General features: G+C 48.5%; 17 protein-coding genes. All 17 read right to left on the bottom strand.

Annotation, left to right across the window (positions count from 1 at the left end; all coding sequences use genetic code 11):
- Positions 1-134: 134 nt before the first annotated feature.
- The 17 genes from MHI14_RS30820 to purE all read right to left on the bottom strand — a co-directional run bounded on the left by MHI14_RS30820 (position 135) and on the right by purE (position 22,446).
- On the bottom strand, positions 135-2,426 hold the full coding sequence (locus tag MHI14_RS30820) for a beta-glucosidase family protein (protein WP_133387387.1): 2,292 nt from the start codon (positions 2,424-2,426) through the stop codon (positions 135-137).
- Between the two features lie 216 nt (positions 2,427-2,642).
- Positions 2,643-3,248, bottom strand: a complete 606-nt coding sequence (locus MHI14_RS30815) for an alpha/beta hydrolase (protein WP_133387405.1) — start codon at positions 3,246-3,248, stop codon at positions 2,643-2,645.
- Positions 3,249-3,262: 14 nt separating this feature from the next.
- Positions 3,263-4,213: a ring-cleaving dioxygenase gene (locus MHI14_RS30810; RefSeq protein WP_074093485.1), complete on the bottom strand. Its 951-nt coding sequence runs from the start codon at positions 4,211-4,213 to the stop codon at positions 3,263-3,265.
- 254 nt (positions 4,214-4,467) lie between these two features.
- Positions 4,468-5,550, bottom strand: coding sequence for a hemolysin family protein (locus MHI14_RS30805; RefSeq protein WP_133387388.1), 1,083 nt, complete (start codon positions 5,548-5,550; stop codon positions 4,468-4,470).
- 263 nt (positions 5,551-5,813) lie between these two features.
- On the bottom strand, positions 5,814-7,151 hold the full coding sequence (locus MHI14_RS30800; protein ID WP_133387389.1) for a hemolysin family protein: 1,338 nt from the start codon (positions 7,149-7,151) through the stop codon (positions 5,814-5,816).
- Between the two features lie 719 nt (positions 7,152-7,870).
- Positions 7,871-9,136, bottom strand: a complete 1,266-nt coding sequence (gene purD, locus MHI14_RS30795; RefSeq protein WP_341132002.1) for a phosphoribosylamine--glycine ligase — start codon at positions 9,134-9,136, stop codon at positions 7,871-7,873.
- Between the two features lie 129 nt (positions 9,137-9,265).
- The gene (gene purH, locus MHI14_RS30790) at positions 9,266-10,813 is read right to left on the bottom strand and encodes a bifunctional phosphoribosylaminoimidazolecarboxamide formyltransferase/IMP cyclohydrolase (protein WP_133387391.1); all 1,548 of its coding nucleotides are present in this window, start codon (positions 10,811-10,813) and stop codon (positions 9,266-9,268) included.
- A gap of 294 nt (positions 10,814-11,107) precedes the next feature.
- Positions 11,108-11,725 carry a phosphoribosylglycinamide formyltransferase gene (purN, locus tag MHI14_RS30785; protein WP_341132001.1) on the bottom strand — a complete coding sequence of 206 codons (618 nt, stop codon included), beginning with the start codon at positions 11,723-11,725 and terminating at the stop codon, positions 11,108-11,110.
- Positions 11,725-12,765, bottom strand: coding sequence for a phosphoribosylformylglycinamidine cyclo-ligase (gene purM / locus MHI14_RS30780; protein WP_091038784.1), 1,041 nt, complete (start codon positions 12,763-12,765; stop codon positions 11,725-11,727). Before purM ends, purN begins: the two co-directional genes overlap by 1 nt.
- Positions 12,766-13,182: 417 nt before the next feature.
- On the bottom strand, positions 13,183-14,661 hold the full coding sequence (purF, locus tag MHI14_RS30775; protein ID WP_091038782.1) for an amidophosphoribosyltransferase: 1,479 nt from the start codon (positions 14,659-14,661) through the stop codon (positions 13,183-13,185).
- Entirely contained in the window at positions 14,646-16,889 is a 2,244-nt protein-coding gene (purL, locus tag MHI14_RS30770; protein WP_307414987.1) for a phosphoribosylformylglycinamidine synthase subunit PurL, read from the bottom strand. Before purL ends, purF begins: the two co-directional genes overlap by 16 nt.
- Positions 16,867-17,556: a phosphoribosylformylglycinamidine synthase subunit PurQ gene (gene purQ / locus MHI14_RS30765; RefSeq protein ID WP_036606071.1), complete on the bottom strand. Its 690-nt coding sequence runs from the start codon at positions 17,554-17,556 to the stop codon at positions 16,867-16,869. The genes purL and purQ overlap by 23 nt, the downstream gene beginning before the upstream one ends.
- A 4-nt stretch (positions 17,557-17,560) precedes the next feature.
- Positions 17,561-17,806: a phosphoribosylformylglycinamidine synthase subunit PurS gene (gene purS, locus MHI14_RS30760; protein ID WP_017690695.1), complete on the bottom strand. Its 246-nt coding sequence runs from the start codon at positions 17,804-17,806 to the stop codon at positions 17,561-17,563.
- A gap of 551 nt (positions 17,807-18,357) precedes the next feature.
- Complete coding sequence (locus tag MHI14_RS30755; RefSeq protein WP_091038777.1) at positions 18,358-19,230, bottom strand: phosphoribosylaminoimidazolesuccinocarboxamide synthase; 873 nt, start codon at positions 19,228-19,230, stop codon at positions 18,358-18,360.
- Positions 19,231-19,466: 236 nt separating this feature from the next.
- Positions 19,467-20,765, bottom strand: a complete 1,299-nt coding sequence (gene purB, locus MHI14_RS30750) for an adenylosuccinate lyase (protein ID WP_036668399.1) — start codon at positions 20,763-20,765, stop codon at positions 19,467-19,469.
- A complete protein-coding gene (purK, locus tag MHI14_RS30745) occupies positions 20,762-21,964 on the bottom strand; it encodes a 5-(carboxyamino)imidazole ribonucleotide synthase (protein ID WP_341132000.1) in 1,203 nt (400 codons plus the stop codon). Before purK ends, purB begins: the two co-directional genes overlap by 4 nt.
- On the bottom strand, positions 21,961-22,446 hold the full coding sequence (gene purE, locus MHI14_RS30740) for a 5-(carboxyamino)imidazole ribonucleotide mutase (protein WP_017690699.1): 486 nt from the start codon (positions 22,444-22,446) through the stop codon (positions 21,961-21,963). Before purE ends, purK begins: the two co-directional genes overlap by 4 nt.
- Positions 22,447-22,530 lie beyond the last annotated feature (84 nt).

The raw sequence follows: 22,530 nt of genomic DNA, 5'->3' as shown, positions 1-22,530 counted from the left end.
AACCGTACCAGCCAATATGCGGCTGGTTATCACATACACCTTCTTGTTGCTTCGTGCGCAGTTCCTGCACGATCGCATAATCGTAATCGCTTAATCCAAGGATGGGCTCCTACTCGGTTTAAGGGCGCAGCCCCTTATCCCCGAATACCATGATCCTTGCTGTTCAACTGCTCCAGAAGTTCATTCATCGCTTCTTCCGTCATGGCCCCACCGCTAAACGCAACAAGTGCACGCAGCGGCATATATTTCATCATCGCATCCATCATATCTGCATGATCCCCGGCATCATCACCGCCGAACCCACTGGCTTCCTGGAATTGTTGCAAAGCCTGGTCCAGCAGCTTTTTATGGGCCGGATCACGCTGGATATCACCCAATGTACTATTACGCGTATAGGTTGGAAGGAATGTCGCTGTAGACTCTACATTCACACGTGCGTGCACATGAATGTCCCGTGAGGAACTACCTACCTGAATATCGAACTCTCCGGTCTCCACATGCCAGTCTTTCATATTTACGTTGTAATAGGCGAATGAACGCTTGTTTAGTGTAAAGCTCACTACTTTTGATTCTCCAGGTTCAAGAGCCAACTTGGCAAAAGCTTTCAATTCTCTCACCGGACGAATAACTGTGCTCTCTACATCGCTGACATACAGCTGTATAATCTCCTTGCCCGCTCTGTCTCCGGTATTGGTGACCCTTACTTGCACGTTCACCTCATCCTGATCTGTCAGTTCTGTGCGATCTACCTTCAGATCAGCATATTCAAATGTCGTATAACTCAGTCCATAACCAAACGGGAACAGTGGCTCCAGCTCTTTTTTGTCATAATAGCGGTAACCAACAAAGATGCCTTCACGGTAATCGACATGATCCCCTTCACCCGGGAAATTCAGATAAGATGGATTATGACTGAGTTTGGCAGGGAATGTCTCTGCCAGTTTACCGGACGGATTCACCTCTCCGTACAACAGATCAGCTATCGCTCCACCAACAGCCTGTCCACCAAGATAAGCTTCGAGCACGGCTTGCACCTGCGGTAGCCAAGGCATCTCTACTGGAGATCCGTTGCTCAGCACAACGACGACACGTGATTGAACCTTCGCAATCTCTTCGATCAGCCGAATATGATTGTCAGGCAGACGCAGATGGGCACGATCATACCCTTCGGATTCATAACGATCTGGCAATCCAACAAACACAACAGCGGTATCCGCCGACTGCGCTGCCTGAACAGCCTCATGCATTAATGTCTCATCCACATCATCCGCTTCAATCCGATAACCTGGGGCATACGAGAAGGTTACACCTTCGCCAGCCACCTGGGTCATCTCTTCCACAATATCATCCACTTTGGTCGGATTAATATGGGAACTGCCGCCGCCCTGGAAGCGAGGCTTGCGAGCAAATGCCCCGATTAACGCCACTTCGCCTTCACGTCCCAGCGGCAGGATACCTTCTTCATTTTTCAGCAAAACCATACTCTCGGCTGCCACCTTGCGCGCAAGTTGGTGATGCTCATCCTTGTTATATGTAGCCCCTTCTTGCTTTTGATCAACAGCATTGAAGATCAGCGTAAGCAGACGCTCCACCGCCCGATCCAGCTTGTCCAGCGACAGTTGTCCGCTCTCTACGGCATCAATCACTTTACGCTCACCAATTCCACCGCTTGTTGGCATCTCCAATTCCAATCCCGCTGCAAGGGCGTCTGCACGTTCATTGACCGCACCCCAGTCTGATACCACAAGACCTTCGTGACCCCATTCGTCCTTCAGAATATCCGTAAGCAACCATTCATTCTCACCTGCATACGTACCGTTCACCTTGTTGTAGGAACACATTACTGTCCATGGTTGTCCATCCTTCACTGCACCTTCGAAGCTCGCCAGATAGATCTCACGCAGCGTCCGCTCATCCACCACCGCATCAATCGACATGCGCCGTTCTTCCTGATTATTGACTGCAAAGTGTTTGAGAGATGTACCCACACCCTGGCTCTGCACACCCTGAATATGACCGGTAGCCATCTGCGTAGATAACAACGGATCTTCGGAAAAGTATTCAAAGTTACGTCCGCCCAATGGGGAACGTTTAATATTTACACCCGGACCAAGCAGTACCGCTACATCCTCGGCCTGACATTCCTCACCCAAGGCTACCCCGACCTGACGCGCCAGCTCCTTGTCCCATGAACTAGCCAGTCCTGCCGCAGACGGGAAACAGGTTGCAGGTACGCTCGACGTAAGTCCTAGATGATCTGCACTCCCATCCTGCTTCCGCAGCCCATGAGGTCCGTCCGTCACCATGATGGACGGAATGCCAAGACGCTCCACCCCTTTCAGATGCCAAAAGTCCAGTCCCGAGCACATACCCGCTTTTTCTTCCAGTGTCATCCGCTGTACCAGTTCCTTGATGTTACGTTCCACATTAACCCCTCCAGTTCATGATGTTGATACATAGCTATATCACTAAGCATACAAGGTTATCTACCACACATTCAAATGTTTACCCGGTTAGTAACGGTTACATAACACCAGTCCATCATTTCCTCTTTCTGACGATGACTAAATAAAAAGAAAAAACAGCCCGATCTTCACGATCAGGCTGTCTCTATACGTTTCATAACCGTCTATCCACCCAATTTACGCCTGTGTCTTAAACCAAGCTGCCGCGGCTTCTGCCTCGGTACGAGTCAACTGATGACCTTGACGCTCCCAATGCGTGTTTACATCGGCACCTGCACCGCTCAGCAGCGAAGCGAGTTCCTCCGTTTCACGTCTTGGTACAATCGGATCGTTCTCGCCCGCACCAATGAACACAGGCAGACCTTTCAGATCCGGCAGTTCGAGTCCGCGCAGCGGTACCATTGGGTGATGCAGAATTGCACCTTTGAATACATCTGCTTGATGGAAGATCAAGCTTGCCGCAATGTTGGCACCGTTAGAGTAACCCAGTGCATACACGTTGGACCGATCAAAACCGTATTCCACCGCAGCTGCATCGACAAAAGATCCCAGCTCAGCCGTACGAGCAATCAGATCTTCTTCATCAAAAACACCTTCGGCCAAGCGGCGGAAGAAACGGGGCATCCCGTTCTCCGATACATTACCCCGCACCCCAAGTATGCCAGCTCCTGGTGCGATCATCTCCGCCAGACCGATCAGATCATTCTCGGTTCCGCCTGTGCCATGAAGCAACAGGATTGTTGGAGCATCCGGCTGAGCACCTGCTTTATAGATATGTTTCATTGTATTGGTTGTGGTCATGATTTGGACTCTCCTTTCCATTCACGTACTTCAATTCGTGGCAACAATTGTTCAATCTGCTCACGCTGTGGTTCATACCATTCAGGCAACATCAGTTTCTCACCCATGCTCTCTGCTGGTTCATCCCGTGCAAATCCCGGAGGATCCGTAGCCAGTTCGAACAATATACCTCCCGGCTCCCGGAAATACACAGCGTTGAAGTATTGACGGTCAATGACTGGCGTTGGATGATACCCGGATTGTTCAAGATCCTGCTGAATTTGTTCATGCTCCACGTAATCTTTGGCACGCCATGCAATGTGGTGAACCGTTCCAGCTCCACCAATCCCGCGCTGGATACCTGTTGACTGAATATCGATGATCTGACCAATATCGCCGCTTGCCTGAAGACGAAGGAGTCCGTTCTCTTCACCGACTTGCTCCAGACCCAGTTTGCTCACCAAGACGTCCATGGTTTTCTCAGGAACGTGGCTGAACAATACGGCTCCACCAAATCCTTTGATGGCATGCTCCGGTGTCACACCGTTGAAACTCCAGTTGCTTGGCTGACCGCCTTCACGCTCAACCAGTTCAAGCAACAGACCGCCTTTGTCGAAGAAACGAATGTACTGCTCACCGAATCTGGTTTTATTTTCATATGGAATATCGAAGGAAGCAAGACGTTCTTTCCAGAAAGGCAGGCTTCCTACAGGAACCGCATATACGGTAACTCCAGTCTGACCGGAACCAATGACACCTCTTCTTGAATTTTGCTGTGGGAAAAAGGTAATGATTGTGCCCGGTGCACCCTGCTCATTCCCGTAATACAAGTGATACACGTCTGGTGCATCAAAGTTAATTGTTTTTTTCACCAGTCTGAGCGCCAACACACCTGCATAAAAATCAACGTTTTTCTGCGCATCGTCAACAAAAGCTGTAATATGATGAATTCCTGAAGTTCTGAACATAATCTCCACTCCCTTGGTTTTAGTTGTATCATAGGTTATTTTTGCTTCTTTTATTTATTGCTTTTCGTTATTTATCTTTAAATTAAGATTCTTTAAATTTATATTAATCCATTGGACCACAATATGCAAGCTTTTATTTTAAAATTAAGATTTAATACAAAAAGCAGGCCCCGATCACTCCGGGAACCTGCTTAGCGTTATAACGATTGATTAGGTTGTTTCGTATTCCTGTATTACGTTTGTATCACTGCTTCTTAAACCAATTTCATTCTTTTTGGTGGATTCACCAAATCTTTGTGCTCGTATTCATCCTTGATATCTCCGACAATCTCTTCAAGGATATCCTCCATTGTAACCATACCTACCGTAGCACCTGCCTCGTTTTTCACGGTTGCAATGTGTACGCGGCTTTGCTGCATCTGAATCAGCACATCCTTGATTGGAGAGCGCTCGGAGAAACTCGGCGTATTATGAACAAATGTCTCCATATTAAAGTCTCTGCCTGCAGCCACACTCGTCAGCATTTCTTTTGTGTTAATAAAGCCCACAAAATGCGTCTGATCCCCATTCGCAATAACAGGGTATCTTGTATATTCGTGTCGATTCAGCGTCTCAATGATCTGATCAAGCGGCATTTCCTTATTTAGCGTAACAATTTTATCTCTTGGAATCATGATCTCCTGAAGCAAACGCTCATCAAAAGCAAAAATGTTTTTCAGATAGTCCAGCTCCGTCTGGTTGATCTCGCCACTCTCATAGCTCTGTGCCATAATCAGCTTCAGCTCTTCTTCCGAGTGAACGGTATCATGCCCGGCAGGTTTTACACCAAAGATACCAAGCAGCAGACGAGCAGCTCCATTTAATGCATAAATGAACGGATTCATGATTTTACCGAACCAGTACAGTGGTGGTGCCAGCAACAGCGTCATTCTCTCTGCAAACTGAATCGCCAGTGTTTTTGGTGCCAATTCACCAATAACCACGTGCAGGAACGTAATGATCGCCAGAGCAATACCATAGGAAAGCACGGTAGACAATGCCGCCGGCACTTCCATGCGCTCAAATAGCGGGTGCAGCATTTTCTCAACGGTAGGTTCACCCAGGGCTCCCAATACCAGCGCCGTGATGGTAATCCCCAATTGACATGCCGACAGATAATAATCCAGGTTGTGCGCCACTTTTTTGGCCAGTACTGCCTTTTTGTTACCTTCCGAGATCAATTGATCGATTCGGGACATCCGTACTTTAAGAATTGCAAATTCGGCTCCAACGAAAAAGGCTGTCAGACCTATAAATACGGCTACTAAAAATAAATTCAAGGCTATTATTCCGTCCAATGATTTCCCTCAACCTGAGGGATTCACCTCCATTAAAATTTAAAATAAGGTTGCACGAGTGACGTTCCGGTGACGGCTCGTTCTTCCGATCGCCATTGCCTCCAAATTTCCCTGATTGTTGTTTTCAAAGGTATAAAATTGGTTTGCAAACGCGAACGCTACGCTTCTTCAGAATCGATTCCGTCCCCTACACTGTTACGTTGCCAAAACATTTAAATTCTGAGGGCCGTCGACCCTAGATTACAGTTATGATCGAACCAACATTACGCCAGATCGCTAGCAGCTTCCTCAACCTGCGCGCCGTTTACCCGCTCCAGAAGAACTTGCTTGATGTGATAATTTTCGGTATCCACAACGGTCCAGACATAATCACCGTGTTCTACCGTGTCGCCTTTTTCCACACCTACACCCTTCTGGTATTGAATCCATCCAGCTACGGTATCCATCTCTTCGTTTCCTTCAAAGCTAAGCCCGAACTGCCGCTCCACTTCATCCAAAAGTACCCGACCATTAATGAGGTATTGATTCTCTCCGGTCTCCTGGATATCCGCCACCTCATCGGCATCGAATTCATCACGAATCTCACCGACCAGCTCCTCCAGAATATCCTCCATCGTAATAATTCCCGAAGTACCGCCGTATTCATCCACGACCACGGCCATGTGTACACGTTCCTGCTGCATTTTAATCATCGCATCCTGGATACGTGTAACTTCGGAAACAAATGGGATCTCACGAACGAACTCGCTTAGTTGATATGATCTTGCGGCTACCATGTCAGGCAAAATCTTCTTCACATTCACAACACCGATAATGCGGTCCTTGTCCCCATCCTCGATGACAGGGTAACGTGAATAGTTATGTTCATCCAATATGGGAATAATATCGTCATAGGTCATATCCTGATCTAATGTCACCAGTTCCGTACGTGGTACCATGATGTCTTTGGCATCACGTTCGTCGAACACAAATACATTTTCCAGATATGAAAGCTTGGTCTTGTTGTTCTCGTCACCTTCATAACTCTGGTTCATGATGATCTTGATCTCGTCCTCCGAGTAGGCTTGATCATGTTTGGCAGGCTTCACACCGAATCCTCGCAGAAGAACACGAGAGGTTCCATTAAGCGCCCAGATGAACGGATACATGATTTTACCGAACCAGTATAGTGATGGGGCAAGCATTAATGTCAGTTTTTCTGAAAATTGAATCGCCAGCGTTTTCGGTGCCATCTCACCAACAACCACATGCAAAAACGTGACGAGGATAAAGGCAATCGCATAGGAAGCAATTGATGAGATCGAAGCAGGTACATCTAAATAATTGAATACCGGGTATAACAATCTCTCAACCGTCGGTTTGCCGAGCGCTCCCAGTCCTAGAGCAGTGACCGTAATACCGAGCTGACAGGCTGACAGATAATAATCCAGGTCCGAGACAACTTTTTTGGCAAGTACTGCCTTTTTATTGCCTTCGGCAACCAGTTGATCTACTCTTGATGTACGAATTTTGACTACAGCGAACTCCGATGCTACGAAAAATGCAGTCAATGCAATCAAGATAATAAGTAAAGCGATATTCAATATGGTAATTATGTCCAATGATTTCCCCGGTTCTCAGGGATTCACCTCCAGAGATAGTTACAGCGTGATCCGTTAACTAGGTTAACCATTCATGCGCTGTTTGTCGTTCATCATGGCGTATGCCTTATATGAAATCGAATAATGATCATATTTGTATATGTCGTACGTGTTTGACCTTGTAAAATACAAAACAGGAATTCAAGATGAAGTCAATGACTTGCAGAAACTTCTTCATTCAAATCGGGTTACCCCTCATGCTGTCAATTGTTCCTCGCTTAACTCCACCTAGATTCGCCATTTGGACAATTTACAATATCGCCTACCCAATAGATATCCACCTCCCCTCGTACTCATTCCTGTTTCCGAAAAGTATACCATGTTTCCCGCTCAACCATCCAGTTGCACGTTATGGTTTGCCACAAGCTTACAGTATAATGTTCACAAATTAGTCTCTATGTATGTTACGTACTTTATATAATATGATTGATATTATCTCATAATGTGAACATGTTCACATGTTTAGTATAGTCCAATTTATAAAAATACTACCCTGTACTTTAGGGCATTAAACAACATGCCTAAACACCCAGATTATATCCTGTTTCGTATCTTTCCCATGTCTTTCCCGTATGGACAAGTTCGGCCGTTTGCACAAGGTACATCTATATACGCAGCAAAGAGCCCGCAGGATGCAAATACCTTTCCGGTACACATCTATACGGGCTCTTGTATTCATTCTATACCAGTGCTTTAGCAGCGATATCCGTCCGCTGATGTTTGCCATCAAATCGGATACGCTCCGCCTCTGCATAGGCTTTGTTTCTAGCTTCGGCAATATCTGCACCAAGGCCAACTACGCCCAGGATTCGTCCGCCGTTCGTGACCCAGTCTCCTGCTTCATTACGAGCTGTACCTGCGTGGAATACCACGGCATCGTCCACTTGATCTAGTCCTTCGATGACTACTCCTTTGGCATAAGGACCCGGATAACCTCCTGAAGCAAGCACCACACATACTGCGGCTTCATCGCTCCATTCAATCTCAATGTCAGCCAGTTTGCCATGAACGGTTGCCCAGAAGATATCGAACAAGTCACTTTTCAGACGTGGCAAAACAACCTGTGTTTCGGGATCACCAAAACGTGCGTTAAACTCAATCGTTTTGGGTTTGCCATCCGGCGATATCATCAGACCGGCAAACAATACACCTTGGAATGGACGTCCCTCGGACACCATCGCTTTAGCCGTTGGTTTAATGATCGTCTCCACGGCTTCCTCAATAATAGAAGCAGGGATATGTGGCAATGGTGAATATGTACCCATACCGCCTGTGTTTGGCCCCTGGTCATTATCGAATACAGGTTTGTGATCCTGTGCTGCGGCCATCGGACGAACCGTCTCCCCATCGACAAAAGCCAGAATGGACATTTCCTGCCCTGCGAGGAATTCCTCGATGATCACTTTGGCTCCTGCATCACCAAATACCTTCTCCACCATGATGCTGCGAAGTGCCCGATCAGCCTCTTCACGCGAATAAGCTACCGTCACACCTTTGCCCGCTGCCAGTCCATCTGCCTTGATGACAACCGGAATTGCTTGCTCATTCAGATACGTTTGAGCCTGTTCGTAGTTGTCGAATTTTTCATAGGCTGCGGTTGGAATGTTATATTTGTGCAGCAGGTCCTTCATGAACGTTTTACTTCCTTCGATCTCTGCTGCATTACGACGGGGTCCGAATACCGGAATACCTGTCGAATCAAATGCATCCACGATCCCATCCGCCAGCGGATCATCCGGACCAATAACCACCAATCCCACTTTAAGCTCTACAGCAAGAGCCGTTAGTTTATCGAATTCATTTACCGCAATGGCATGACACTCAGCGAGCTGAGCAATACCTGCATTTCCCGGTGCGCAGTGAATCTTGTCTACCTTTGGACTCTTAGCCAGCGCCCAGATGATTGCATGTTCCCGGCCACCGCCGCCTACTACCAGAATATCCATTCGTTCTGTTCTCCCTCCGTGCATAACTGGATTTGTTACGCTATCGCGTGTTGAAAAACCTAAAAAAGAGGGGGTGTACCATAAGTCATAAGTATGACTGGCGACACCCCTTATTAAACCTTTTTCATTCTAGTGTTTGAAGTGACGAACGCCTGTGAAGACCATGGCAATTCCGTATTCATTGGCTACTTTGATGGATTCTTCATCTTTGATCGAACCACCAGGTTGAATTACCGCTGTAATTCCGGCTTTTGCTGCCAGTTCCAGCGTATCACCCATTGGGAAGAACGCATCGGATGCCAGAATAGCACCTTTTGCTTGCTCGCCCGCTTGCTCAATCGCAATTTTGGCTGCACCCACACGATTCATTTGTCCAGCGCCCACACCTACCGTCATGTCATTCGCTGCAAGTACAATCGCGTTGGATTTCACGTGTTTAACTACTTTCCAGCCAAACAACAGCTGTTTCAGTTCTTCTTCCGAAGGCGCACGATCCGTTACCACGTTCAGCTCGCTCGCTTCGATGGAGTGTACATCGGACTGTTGCACGATCATACCACCGTCAATAGACGTTACCACGAATTGGCTTTCCCGTTTACGAGCAGCATTCAGTTCACCCGTTTTGAGCAAACGAATGTTTTTCTTCTTCGTCAGGATATCGAGTGCCTCTTGTGTAAAGTCAGGGGCAAGTATGATTTCCAGGAAAATCTCGCTCAATTTGCCTGCTGTATCGCTGTCGATAATGCGGTTCGCTGCCACAATGCCACCAAAGATAGACGTTGGATCTGCAGCATATGCCTTGCTGTAAGCTTCATAGATACTTGCACCAATACCTACGCCGCATGGGTTCATATGTTTAACCGCAACAACCGCCGGTTCTTCAAATTCTTTGACAATCTGCAATGCTGCGTTCGCATCGTTGATGTTATTGTAAGACAACTCTTTGCCATGCAATTGCTCGGCTGTTGTCAACGTATCTTGTGCAGCCAGCGGTTTGCGGTAGAATGCCGCCTGCTGGTGTGGATTTTCGCCGTAACGCAAATCCTGGAGTTTTTCGTAAGTAACCGTCAGACGCTCTGGCAACGGATCGCCGTTCAGGTTAGAGAGATAGTCAGAAATAACTGCATCGTAAGCCGCTGTATGGCGGAACACTTTTGCCGCAAGCCGTTTGCGTGTTTCGAGGGTGGTATCTCCATTGCTGCGAACTTCTTCAAGCACCTTACCATAATCCGCTGTGTCAACAACAACACTGACAAAGGCATGGTTTTTGGCTGCAGAACGAAGCATCGTTGGACCACCGATATCGATGTTCTCGATCGCGTCTTCGTACGTCACATCCGGTTTGGCGATAGTATCTTGGAAGGGGTAGAGGTTTACGACAACGAGGTCAATATAACCCAATCCGTTCTCTTCCATCTGGCGCTTATGCTCTTCGCTGTCACGAACAGCCAGCAACCCACCATGAACTGCTGGATGCAATGTTTTAACACGTCCGTCCATGATTTCCGGGAACCCGGTCACATCCGAAATTCCGATGACAGGTACGCCTTCCTTCGACAACAGGCTGCTTGTACCTCCTGTCGAAATAATCTCCACACCCATTTGCGACAGCTCGCGGCAAAAGTCCACGATGCCTGTTTTATCCCATACGCTGACCAGCGCTCTTTTGATACTCACAATATGCTCCTCCTTTAATGTCCCATGGCTTCGCGTTTCCTGACGAAACACAGCCGATTTATTTCCCGAGAAATATCACAAAATGCGTACCAATATTCGACTTCTGTTATATAAGTGGAACTAAGATGTTTACACGGGACACTCCGATGACAGAACAACCTTCTAATCGCTGTTATCCCCAGATTTTTTGATTCCCTTTTCTTAAAGGGAAAATCCGGTGATAAAGGCGACCGCTTTGCTTTTTCAGGTTTTTTCTGTCCTCTCCGTTAATGTGCAAAAAAATTTCAACTTATATCAAACCGGTTTGTTAACAGTAACGTGACGTCCGTCTAATTGAACCAGACCTTGAGCGAACCAGGATACCACTTCAGGGTAAAGTTGCTGTTCGGCTGCATGGATGGAGCGGCTGATTGACTCAGGCGTATCCTCTGGCAAAATGGGAACCGGATGCTGGGCAATAATCGGCCCTGTATCCATGCCACCGTCCACAAAGTGCACCGTCACGCCTGTAACTTTCACGCCATATTCGAGAGCCTGTCCAATCGCATCCTTGCCTGCAAATGCTGGTAGCAAGGACGGATGAATATTAATCAACCGCCCTGCGTAACGATCCACCACAACCGAAGTCAACAATCTCATATATCCCGCAAGAACAACCAAGTCGATTTTTTTGGATTCAAGCACTTCCACGATCTCTGCCTCATAGGCTTCACGGGAAGCATAATTTTTTGGAGTAAACAGATGACAATCCACGCCTGCATCCTGTGCCCGCTGCACAACGCGTGCAGCCGATTTATCACACACGAGCAGATCTACAGATGCATCCAACCCACCGTTCCGTACTGCATCGACCAATGACTGAAAGTTGGTCCCTTCACCCGAGGCAAATACAGCTATGCGGTAGTTCGCCATTAAACATCCGCTCCCGTGAAGGTTACTCGCGCATCTCCTTCAGTAACACGGCCAATGATGTACGCTTCTTCACCAGATGCTTTCAGTTGTTCCAGCGCTTCCGTTGCATCTGCTTCATTAACCACCAGTACAAGCCCAACACCCATGTTGAATGTGGTGAACATGTCACGGTTCGAGACAGCACCTTTTTCCTGTAACAGGTTGAAGATCGGCAGGATCGGCCAAGAGCCGTAGTCAATATCCACATTCACGTTGCTCGGCAACATACGTGGGATATTCTCGATGAAGCCACCACCTGTAATGTGTGCCATGCCTTTTACTTTTACCTTTTCCAGCAGGGACAACAGAGGTTTAACGTAGATCTTCGTAGGTTCCAGCAGGGAATCACCCAGCTTACCGCCCAGTTCCGCTACTTCATCATGCAGATCAAGTCCCGCATCTTCCAACAAAAGTCTGCGTACCAGCGAGAATCCGTTACTATGCACACCGCTGGAGGCCAGTCCAATCACTGTGTCGCCAGGGGCGATGGTTGTACCGTTGATGATCTTAGCTTTGTCTACGATACCCACCGTGAATCCGGCAATATCGTATTCGCCTTCACTGTACATGCCCGGCATCTCCGCCGTCTCGCCACCGATCAGCGCACAACCAGATTGATAACAGCCTTCAGCGATACCCGCAACAATAGCTTCGATCTTCTCAGGAATAACTTTGTCACATGCCAGATAGTCAAGGAAGAAGAGTGGTTCTGCACCCTGTACCACAATGTCGTTCACACACATCGCTACCGCGTCGATTCCGATGGTATCGTGACGGTCCATGGCAAATGCAATTTTCAGCTTGGTGCCTACGCCATCCGTACCGGATACAAGCACAGGCTCATCGTATTTATCTTTGTTCAAACCGAACAGGGCACCGAATCCACCCAGATCTGTCATCACTTCCGGACGGAAGGTACGCTTCACGTGTTTTTTCATCCGTTCAACCGCTTCATTACCTGCCGCGATATCGACGCCGGCCTTTTTATATGCTTCTGACAAGTGGAATCAGCTCCTTTTTTTTCGCCCCACCTAAATCCTCCCGCCCGGGAGGACCCCATAGGACCTTGGCAGGCCCTCTGGACACCCGCCAAAAAAGCGGTGCAGAGGTGGCTGGTGTGATCTTGCTATGGTTGATTCGTGCGTGATCCCGCGGGATTGTTCGCCGATTCCGTTGGCTGCAAGCCATCGGTCGGCGAACCCCGCTCAGCTACGCTGCGGGGCAAGCCCGCTGGGCAGCTCCTTCGCTTGGCTGCCCTGGCCCCTGTTGCTCCGCAAGGCGGGGCTTAAGGGCGCGGGCTGCGTCCGGGGGCAGCTGCTTCGCTTGGCTGCCCTGACCCCTGTTGCTCCGCAAGGCGGGGCTTGAGGGCGCGGGCTATGCCTGGGGCGGCGAGATACGTTTGTCTCGCCACATAACAGCTAGCAACTGCAGCCGAATTTTTCTTCCCCGCCAAAGTCGAGGCGGGTTGGGTAATCATTATCAAAACATGCGAGGCAAAGCCCGCCTTTGGGATCATCCTGATTATCTCCCTGAATCGATGCTATCAGTCCATCCGGACTGAGGAACGACAGGGAATCCGCATTAATCTCACGGCAAATTTCTTCCACCGACAGTTGTGAGGCGATCAATTCACGGCTGTCCGGTGTATCGATGCCATAGAAACATGGGTTTTTGAAAGGTGGTGATGTAATGCGTACATGGACTTCGGTAGCTCCTGCATCACGCAGCATGTTAACGATCCGACGGGAGGTTGTTCCCCGTACAATGGAGTCGTCAATCATAACCACACGTTTTCCTTCCACAACGCGACGCACAGCGCTCAGCTTCATCTTTACACCCTGCTCCCGCAATTCCTGGCTTGGCTGGATAAACGTACGTCCGGTGTATTTATTTTTGATCATACCCATCTCATACGGAATGCCTGTCTGTTCAGCGTATCCAATCGCCGCCGAGATGCTGGAATCTGGTACCCCCGTAACCAAGTCCGCATCCACAAACGACTCAATCGCCATCCGGCTTCCCATTCGTTTACGGGCAGCATGCTGATTCGCACCATTCATATCACTATCGGGACGAGCAAAATATATATATTCCATCGCACATAATGCCTTGCGGTGTTTGTGATGATCAAAGCGATCTTCGTGCAGACCATCTGCATCAAGCACGAGCAGTTCACCCGGTTCAATATCACGAATTAACTCTGCGCCGATTGTTTCCAGTGCACACGTCTCGGATGCAAACAGATACGCATCTCCCAGCTTACCCATCGTCAGCGGTCGAAGTCCGTGCGGATCGGAAGCCACGAGCAGCTTGTCATTGGTCATGATCAGAAATGCATAACCGCCCACAATGCGCTGGAATGCCTCTTTTGCCGCTTCCACAAGCCCTTTGGAGGATCGTGCAATCAGATGCGCAATGACCTCGGTATCACTCGTTGTTTGGAAAATGGAACCGCTCTGCTCCAGCTCACGCCGGATCGTTGGTGCATTCACGATGTTTCCGTTGGTCGCTACTGCCAAATCGCCATCACGGTATTTAAATACCAGTGGCTGTGCGTTCGTCAGTTTACTGTCACCACTTGTTGAATACCGGACATGTCCAATGGAAATATCCCCGGTTAACGTCTGCATCAGGTCTTTGGTGAACACTTCTTTCACCAGACCCATGCCGCGATGATAGTTAAACTGGCTGCCATCACTCACACACATGCCTGCACTTTCTTCGCCCCGATGTTGCAACGCATGCAGTCCATAATAGGAGAGCGAAGCCGCGTCAGGGTGTCTGAACACCCCGAACACACCGCATTCTTCCTTCAATTTGTCGAGTCCTTCCTTGCCGGACCCTTCATTATAATAATCGCCTGTCCACAACGGTCCTGTCGTCAGTTCATGAGACATGGAATCGCATCCTCCCAGACCTGAGCCAAACCTCCTACAGGTTCGCTCACGGCTGATGTTCCGTTCAATTCAATCGTCAGGTTACTTCCTTCTACACGTCCAATCACAGCTACAGGTACACCGCGCTCACGTACAAATGCTTCAAGTTTACCCGCTTGCTCTGGCGTAGCCGACAACAAGATACGGGATTGACTCTCACTGAACAGGGCGTGATCTGCACGCAGTGCAGTCTCCACATTCACCTGTGCTCCTACGTTACCGCTGATACAAGACTCTGCGAGTGCAACAGCCAAGCCGCCTTCAGACAAGTCATGTGCAGAGCGAACGAGACCGGATTGAATAGCTTCCAGCACCGTGCTGAGCAACGCTTTTTCCGTTTGCAAATTCAGTTCTGGCGGACGACCTTCCGTCTGACCATGAACCGCATATTGCAGCTCGCTGCCACCCAGTTCAGCTTTTGTTTCACCGAGGAGGATGATAACATCACCTTCGGATTTGAATGCTTGTGTCGTGATATGATCCGTATCATGAACGAGACCTACCATACCGACAACTGGCGTTGGATAGATGGAGCCTTTGGCGTTTTCATTATACAGACTTACATTACCACCGATGACCGGCGTATCCAGCACACGGCAAGCTTCTGCCATACCGTCTACCGCTTTCTCCATTTGCCAGAAAATATCCGGCTTCTCCGGGTTACCGAAGTTCAGGTTGTCCGTGATCGCCAGTGGCTCAGCACCAGAACATACAATGTTACGCGCAGCTTCACTTACGGCAATCCGTCCACCAACTTCAGGATCAAGATACACATAACGTCCATTACAGTCCGTTGTCATTGCGAGACCTTTGCGTGTGCCACGAATCGTAACTACGGCAGCATCCGACCCTGGACGAACGGCAGTACTTGTACGCACCATGTAATCGTATTGATCATACACCCATTTTTTACTCGCTACGGTTGGTGAAGCCAGCACTTGTTTCAGCGCTCCGCCGAGATCCGACACTTCGTCGTAACGAAGCGTGTCGATGGAAGCACTTTGCTCATAATAAGCAGGTACAGAAGAAGGTTTGTCATAGACTGGACATTCGTCAACCAGTGCCGTTACTGGCATATCTCCAACCACTTCGCCGTGGTGGATCAATTTCAGACGACCATCATCCGTTACTTTACCAACTTTGGCACAGATTACGCCCCAACGTTCAAAGATTTCCATCGCCTGTGCCTCATCCTTCGGCTCAACGACGAACAACATGCGTTCTTGGGACTCAGACAACATCATCTCGTAAGGCGTCATGCCTTCTTCACGTTGTGGTACCTGATCCAGATACAATTCCAGACCGTTACCCGCTTTACTTGCCATCTCTGCACTCGAACATGTCAGACCCGCAGCACCCATATCTTGAATTCCGAGCACGATGCCCGTGTCGATCAATTCCAGACAAGATTCCATTACCAGTTTCTCCATAAACGGGTCACCGACCTGAACCGCTGTCCGTTGGGACTCGGATTCTTCCGTCAGTTCAACCGATGCAAAGGTTGCTCCATGAATACCATCTCGGCCTGTTGGTGGCCCTACATAATAAACCGGGTTCCCTACACCTTTAGCTACGCCGCGCTGAATTTTGTCATGATCAATCAGACCCACACACATCGCGTTAACCAGCGGATTGCCTTCATAGCTCTCATCAAACATCACTTCGCCTGCAACGGTAGGAATACCGATACAGTTACCGTATCCAGCAATACCCGCTACAACATGTTCGAACAAATATTTAACGCGATCGCTCTCCAGCTTGCCAAAACGAAGGGAGTTCAGTAATGCAACCGGTCTTGCGCCCATGGAGAAAATATCACGGATAATGCCGCCCACACCTGTTGCCGCACCTTGATAAGGCTCAACCGCGGAAGGATGGTTATGGCTTTCAATTTTGAATACAACAGCCTGGTTATCACCGATATCCACGATACCAGCACCTTCACCAGGTCCCATCAGGACACGTGGTCCAGTGGTTGGGAAACGGCGCAGCAATGGCTTGGAGTTTTTATAAGCACAATGCTCGGACCACATTACACTGAACACACCAATTTCCGTGTAGTTTGGCTTGCGCCCCATGAACTCACAGATCAGCTCATACTCGCTGTCAGATACGCCCATTTGTGCGTAAAGTTTATGTTCTGCGACCTGTTCTGCTGTTGGTTCCTTAGCGGATAGCTGCTGCGTCATGCCGATCCCTCCATGCTTTCAAAATAGATGTAAACATACGTTTGCCGTCTTCCGAACCAAACAGTGAATCCACTGCACGCTCTGGATGCGGCATCATGCCGACCACGTTTCCAGCCTCGTTACAGACTCCTGCAATATCACCCAGGGAACCGTTCGGGTTGGTACCATACGTAAATACGATCTGGTTGTTCGCTTGCAGACTCGCTAGCGTCTCCTCGTCGCAATAATAGTTGCCTTCACCGTGAGCAATCGGGATGATAATCTCTTCGCCCGGTGCATAGTCACGTGTAAATGGTGTATCTGCATTCGCCACTTTCAATACCGTATCGTGACAACGGAATTTCAGGGAAGTGTTACGGATCAACGCGCCTGGAAGCAATCCTGCTTCGGTCAGGATCTGGAATCCGTTGCAAATACCCAAAATATATTTACCTTGTTCAGCAGCTTTCGCTACCTCGTTCATTACCGGTGCAAAGCGGGAAATCGCTCCACAGCGCAAGTAGTCACCATAAGAGAAACCACCTGGAACTAAAATACAATCATAAGCCGAAAGATCTGTAGCCGTGTGCCATACATAATCAACCTCTTGTCCAATCGCATCTTCCACTGCCTTGTAACAGTCGATGTCGCAGTTGGAGCCAGGGAACACAAGAACTGCAAATTTCATGAGATTAACCCTCCAATTCGTAGCGGTAATCTTCAACAACGGTGTTGGCCAGCAGCTTTTCACACATGACTTTCAATCGTTTCTCCGCTTCCGCACGATCTGTTGTATCCAGGTTCAATTCCATGACTTTACCGATCCGTACACTTTCCACTTCATTGAATCCCATTGAATGCAGGGCTCCTTGAACAGCTACGCCTTGCGGGTCGAGTACGCTTTGCTTAATAGTGACATATACGGTTGCTTTGATCATGATCCTTATGTTCCTCCTCAGTAATGAACGGGATAAATGCTTTACGCTGTTAAAAAAGTTACTTTTGGTGCTTGCTCCGGGGCGGATTGTTCTTCCGGTCGCTTGTTGTCCCCAGGTTTTTTGATTGTTTTGAACCGCTATGCGGTCAAAACCCGAGGACAAAGGCGAACGCTATCGCTCCTTTAAGAACAATTCCGCCCCTCCGCTAGTCCATGCGACGTTTTTTAAAGGCCTAAACCTTTACGTTGCACGGTGTGTAATGGTCGAGACTGACCATTACGTGAAAACAATGAATGGTCTTTAAGTTACTTTAGTAACCTTATTATTTTTATATTTGTAGACTTCCTGTTTAATAGAAGTCTTTGGTCTTAATTGCCTCATCCCCCAGTTTGTCACTGGCGGAGGGAAAGATTTGAGCTGGAGAAGCGTAAGCGTTCGCCTTTGCAACCGGAATGTTTCCTTTTGAAAAAAGGGATTCCAATCAAAACATTCCGGGGCAACAGCGATCGAAAGCCAAACTTTCCTGTAGCCCGCTCAAACGTTAAACTTTATTATTTCGTTAAACGGTTATAAATATCGACGTATCTTGCGGTTGTTGCTTCAACTACCGCTTGTGGGAGTGGATCAGGTTTGCTGTTCTTGTCCCAATCGGTTCCAGCGAGATAGGTGCGCACTGGCTCTTTATCCATGCTGTCGATCTCGATGTCTAGTTCATAATTCTCTTTGGCCCAGAAACGTGAAGCATCTGGGGTGAAGATTTCGTCAATCAGGATGACCTTGCCATCCACGATGCCGAACTCGAATTTGCAGTCTGCGAGAATGATGCCACGCTGATCACAGTAATCACGGGCGAATTCGTACAGGCGTAAGCTTTTTTCCTGAAGCTCCATTGCAAGTCCGTCTCCCACCAGTTCTTTCATGCGATCCATTGAGATGTCCTCGTCGTGCCCTACATCATTTTTGGCAGCCGGGGTGAAGATGGGAACTTCGAGCTTGGCGTTCTTGCGCAGTCCTTCAGGCAGTTTAATGCCATTCACTTCACCGCTCGTTTCGTACTGTCTCCATCCACCACCAGTGATGTATCCACGCACGACACATTCAATATCAATGCGTTCTGCTTTGCGGGTTACCATGATGCGGTCTTTGAGCAATTCAGGGTCTGTGATCAGGTCACCCAGTTGATTCACATCGGTATGAACCACGTGATTGTCCATCATGCTACCTGTCAGTTCAAACCAGAAGCTGCTGAGTTTGTTCAGTACGTTTCCTTTCTCGGGAACTGCCGGGTCCAGCACATAATCAAATGCCGAGATTCGGTCGGTAACCACGATTAGAAAATGTTCACCCAGATCGTACAATTCACGTACTTTTCCTTTATATAACAGAGGTGCTTTAACGAGATCTGCCGCAGTGGACAGTGCCATGGGCTCACCTTCTTTCAGGAGATGTAAGGCTAAGATCAGAATCCTGATGGTGCGGACTCCACTCCGATGACAGAACAATCTTCCGATCGCTGTTATCCCCAGATTTTTTGATACCACTTTTTCAAAGTGAAAATCCGGGGATAAAGGCGAACGCTTTGCTTCTTCAGCTTATTTCTGTCCTCTGCGTTCAAGCGCTGAACCATCATTCTGTGCTATAGCCTTATGGAAGTTATATATTAGTCGTTCAGACCGAGCTTTTTGAAGATGGTGTCTACGTGCTTCAGATGCCATGACGGGTTGAACGCATCTGCGATTTCCTCTTCGTTCAGTACTTCCGTGATTTCCGGTGTGGATTTCACGATATCCTGGAACTGACGTTGTTCTTCCCATGCTTGCATCGCACGTGGTTGAACGGTATCGTATGCTTGCTCGCGGCTGAAACCTTTGTCGATCAGCTTTGTCATGATGCGACCGGAGAATGGTACCCCGTAGGTGCGCTCCATGTTGCGTTTCATGTTCTCAGGGAATACCGTCAGGTTCTTCACGATGTTGCCAAAACGGTTCAGCATGTAGTTCAGCAGCATCGTTGCATCTGGCAGAATGATACGTTCCACGGAAGAGTGCGAGATGTCGCGTTCATGCCAGAGCGTTACGTTCTCGTATGCCGATACCATATGTCCGCGAATGACGCGGGACAGACCGGAGATGTTTTCACTACCAATTGGATTACGCTTGTGCGGCATTGCTGAAGATCCTTTTTGACCTTTAGCAAAAGCTTCTTCCACTTCACGGAACTCACTCTTCTGCAGTGCACGTACCTCTGTAGCGAACTTGTCCAGGGATGTTGCGATTAACGCCAGTGTAGCCATATATTCCGCGTGACGGTCACGTTGCAATGTTTGAGTCGAGATCGGCGCAGGTTTCGTGCCCAACTTCTCGCATACAAACTCTTCGACAAACGGATCGATGTTCGCGTACGTTCCTACTGCGCCTGAGATTTTTCCGTATTGTACATTGTCTGCTGCATGACGGAAACGCTCAAGGTTCCGTTTCATCTCTTCATGCCACAATGCCATTTTCAGTCCAAATGTCGTTGGCTCCGCATGCACCCCGTGCGTACGTCCCATCATTGGTGTGTGCTGATAAGCCAGTGCTTTTTCACGAAGAATTTCAATGAAATTTACGATATCCTTTTCCAGAATCTCATTCGCTTGACGCAGTACATAACCCAGAGCCGTATCCACGACATCTGTGGAAGTCAGTCCGTAGTGCACCCATTTCCGCTCCGCACCCAGACTTTCAGATACTGTACGTGTAAATGCGATAACGTCATGACGTGTTTCCTTTTCAATCTCATAGATGCGATCGATGTCAAAAGATGCGTTCTGACGAAGCAATGCTGCTTCTTCCTTAGGGATAACACCCAGTTCGGCCCACGCCTCACATGCACAAATTTCAACTTCCAGCCACGATTGGAATTTGTTCTCTTCGGTCCAGATGGCTCTCATTTCGGGTCTGCTATAACGTTCAATCATGAATTTGTATTCCTCCAGAGATTAGTTTGTTCAATCCATTGCAATCCTTCTTCAACATCCTGACAGAGCAGATTCACATGCCCCATCTTACGTCCTGTTTTCGCTTCGGTTTTACCATATATGTGAAGCTTGGGAATCACACCGAGCTCTATCGCTTCTGCATCAGGTTGCCCTGTTCTGGCGATAATGCCTTCCAGATGTTCCCCAAGCACATTGACCATAACAACCGGACTTAATAACGAAGTGTCCCCAAGTGGTAATCCGCAGATCGCACGGATATGTTGTTCGAACTGGGAAGTCGCACAAGCTTCCATCGTATAGTGACCGGAATTATGTGGTCTTGGCGCCAGTTCGTTGACGTACAGTCTTCCATCCGCCGCTACAAACAGTTCCACAGCAAGTAATCCAACAGCCTTCATTGATTCTGCCACCGCTGCTGCCAACTTTTGCGCTTCAATCTGGATGTCTGCGGCAACTCTAGCCGGTACAATTGAAGCATGCAAAATGTTATTCACATGAATGTTCTCCGCTGGCGGGAACGTTTTGATCTCCCCATTTGTACTACGCGCTACAACGACCGATATCTCGCATGCAAACTTGATGAATTGTTCCAGCACCAGTTCCGCACCTGTAGCTGCAAGCTCTTCATATGCGGCAACCGCCTCACTCGCTTCCCAAATTACACGCTGGCCTTTGCCATCGTAGCCTCCAGTCACCGTCTTCAGTACACATGGCACTCCAAGTTCGCTTACAGCAGCAAGCATCGTATCCGCACTCGTGATCTCACGATAAGGCGCAACTCTTACTCCAGCAGCTTCAATTGCTCGTTTTTCACGCAACCGATGTTGTGTGGTGTACAGTAACGCACTTCCTTGCGGAACGTAAGACTCACGCTCGAGCAGCCCAGCGACTTCTGCATCCACATTTTCGAACTCATACGTAATGACATCGCATTGCCGAGCCAGTTCAAGTGCAGCTTTGGCATCGTCATAACCAGCTTCAATCTGACGAGCAACTTGACCACAAGGTGCATCCGCAGCGGGATCAAGAGTAACGAATCGATACCCCATTGCCGTTCCTGCGAGCGTCATCATACGTCCGAGCTGTCCGCCTCCAAGAATGCCGATGGTTGTTTTCCCGGGCAGCAGGACATTTTTCAACTCACCTGCTATACCGGATTGGTTCCCTGTACTACTCATAGTTCTTCACTGCTTTCGAGTACTTCTTGTTTGATGCGCTCTCGGCGAGCTTCAGAGCGACGTTGGACATCCGGGTCAAAAGCACCGATCATTTGAGCTGCCAGCAATCCTGCATTGGTTGCCCCTGCCTTGCCAATCGCCACAGTTGCGACGGGAATACCACCAGGCATCTGAACAATGGACAACAAGGAATCGAGACCGTTCAATGCTTTGGATTGAACCGGTACGCCAATGACTGGAAGCATCGTTTTGGCGGCAACCATACCGGGTAGATGTGCTGCCCCGCCTGCCCCTGCAATGATCACCTTGAATCCTCGATCAATTGCTTGCTCTGCGTATTCAAACATCAAATCCGGTGTACGATGGGCGGAGACCACCTTTTTCTCATACCCAATCTCCAGCTCGTCCAGCACCTCGCACGCATGTTTCATCGTTTCCCAATCCGACTTGCTGCCCATAATTACAGCGACTTGCAGTGACATGAATACATCCAACTCCCGTCTGAGCTTTTTTGATTACATCTGGTATTAATGAATTCATTTTACGTGTGAAATGAAAAAATCCGC

Origin of the sequence: Paenibacillus sp. FSL K6-2393 (assembly GCF_038002545.1) — a bacterium.
Taxonomy (GTDB): domain Bacteria; phylum Bacillota; class Bacilli; order Paenibacillales; family Paenibacillaceae; genus Paenibacillus.
The sequence above is the reverse complement of the archived record's forward strand: the minus strand, read 5'-3'. Positions and strand labels throughout refer to the sequence as shown.

Bases quoted from the DNA above. Each gene is read 5' to 3' on its own strand.
- MHI14_RS30755 (WP_091038777.1), bottom strand. From the start codon at position 19,230: ATGGCACTGTCCACTGCGGCAGATCTCGTTAAAGCACCTCTGTTATAT.
- purQ (WP_036606071.1), bottom strand. From the start codon at position 17,556: ATGAAATTTGCAGTTCTTGTGTTCCCTGGCTCCAACTGCGACATCGAC.
- purE (WP_017690699.1), bottom strand. From the start codon at position 22,446: ATGTCACTGCAAGTCGCTGTAATTATGGGCAGCAAGTCGGATTGGGAA.
- purF (WP_091038782.1), bottom strand. From the start codon at position 14,661: ATGTCTCATGAACTGACGACAGGACCGTTGTGGACAGGCGATTATTAT.
- purL (WP_307414987.1), bottom strand. From the start codon at position 16,889: ATGACGCAGCAGCTATCCGCTAAGGAACCAACAGCAGAACAGGTCGCA.
- purB (WP_036668399.1), bottom strand. From the start codon at position 20,765: ATGATTGAACGTTATAGCAGACCCGAAATGAGAGCCATCTGGACCGAA.
- purD (WP_341132002.1), bottom strand. From the start codon at position 9,136: ATGGATATTCTGGTAGTAGGCGGCGGTGGCCGGGAACATGCAATCATC.
- purS (WP_017690695.1), bottom strand. From the start codon at position 17,806: ATGATCAAAGCAACCGTATATGTCACTATTAAGCAAAGCGTACTCGAC.
- purK (WP_341132000.1), bottom strand. From the start codon at position 21,964: ATGAGTAGTACAGGGAACCAATCCGGTATAGCAGGTGAGTTGAAAAAT.
- MHI14_RS30815 (WP_133387405.1), bottom strand. From the start codon at position 3,248: ATGAAACATATCTATAAAGCAGGTGCTCAGCCGGATGCTCCAACAATC.
- MHI14_RS30810 (WP_074093485.1), bottom strand. From the start codon at position 4,213: ATGTTCAGAACTTCAGGAATTCATCATATTACAGCTTTTGTTGACGAT.
- purN (WP_341132001.1), bottom strand. From the start codon at position 11,725: ATGGCGAACTACCGCATAGCTGTATTTGCCTCGGGTGAAGGGACCAAC.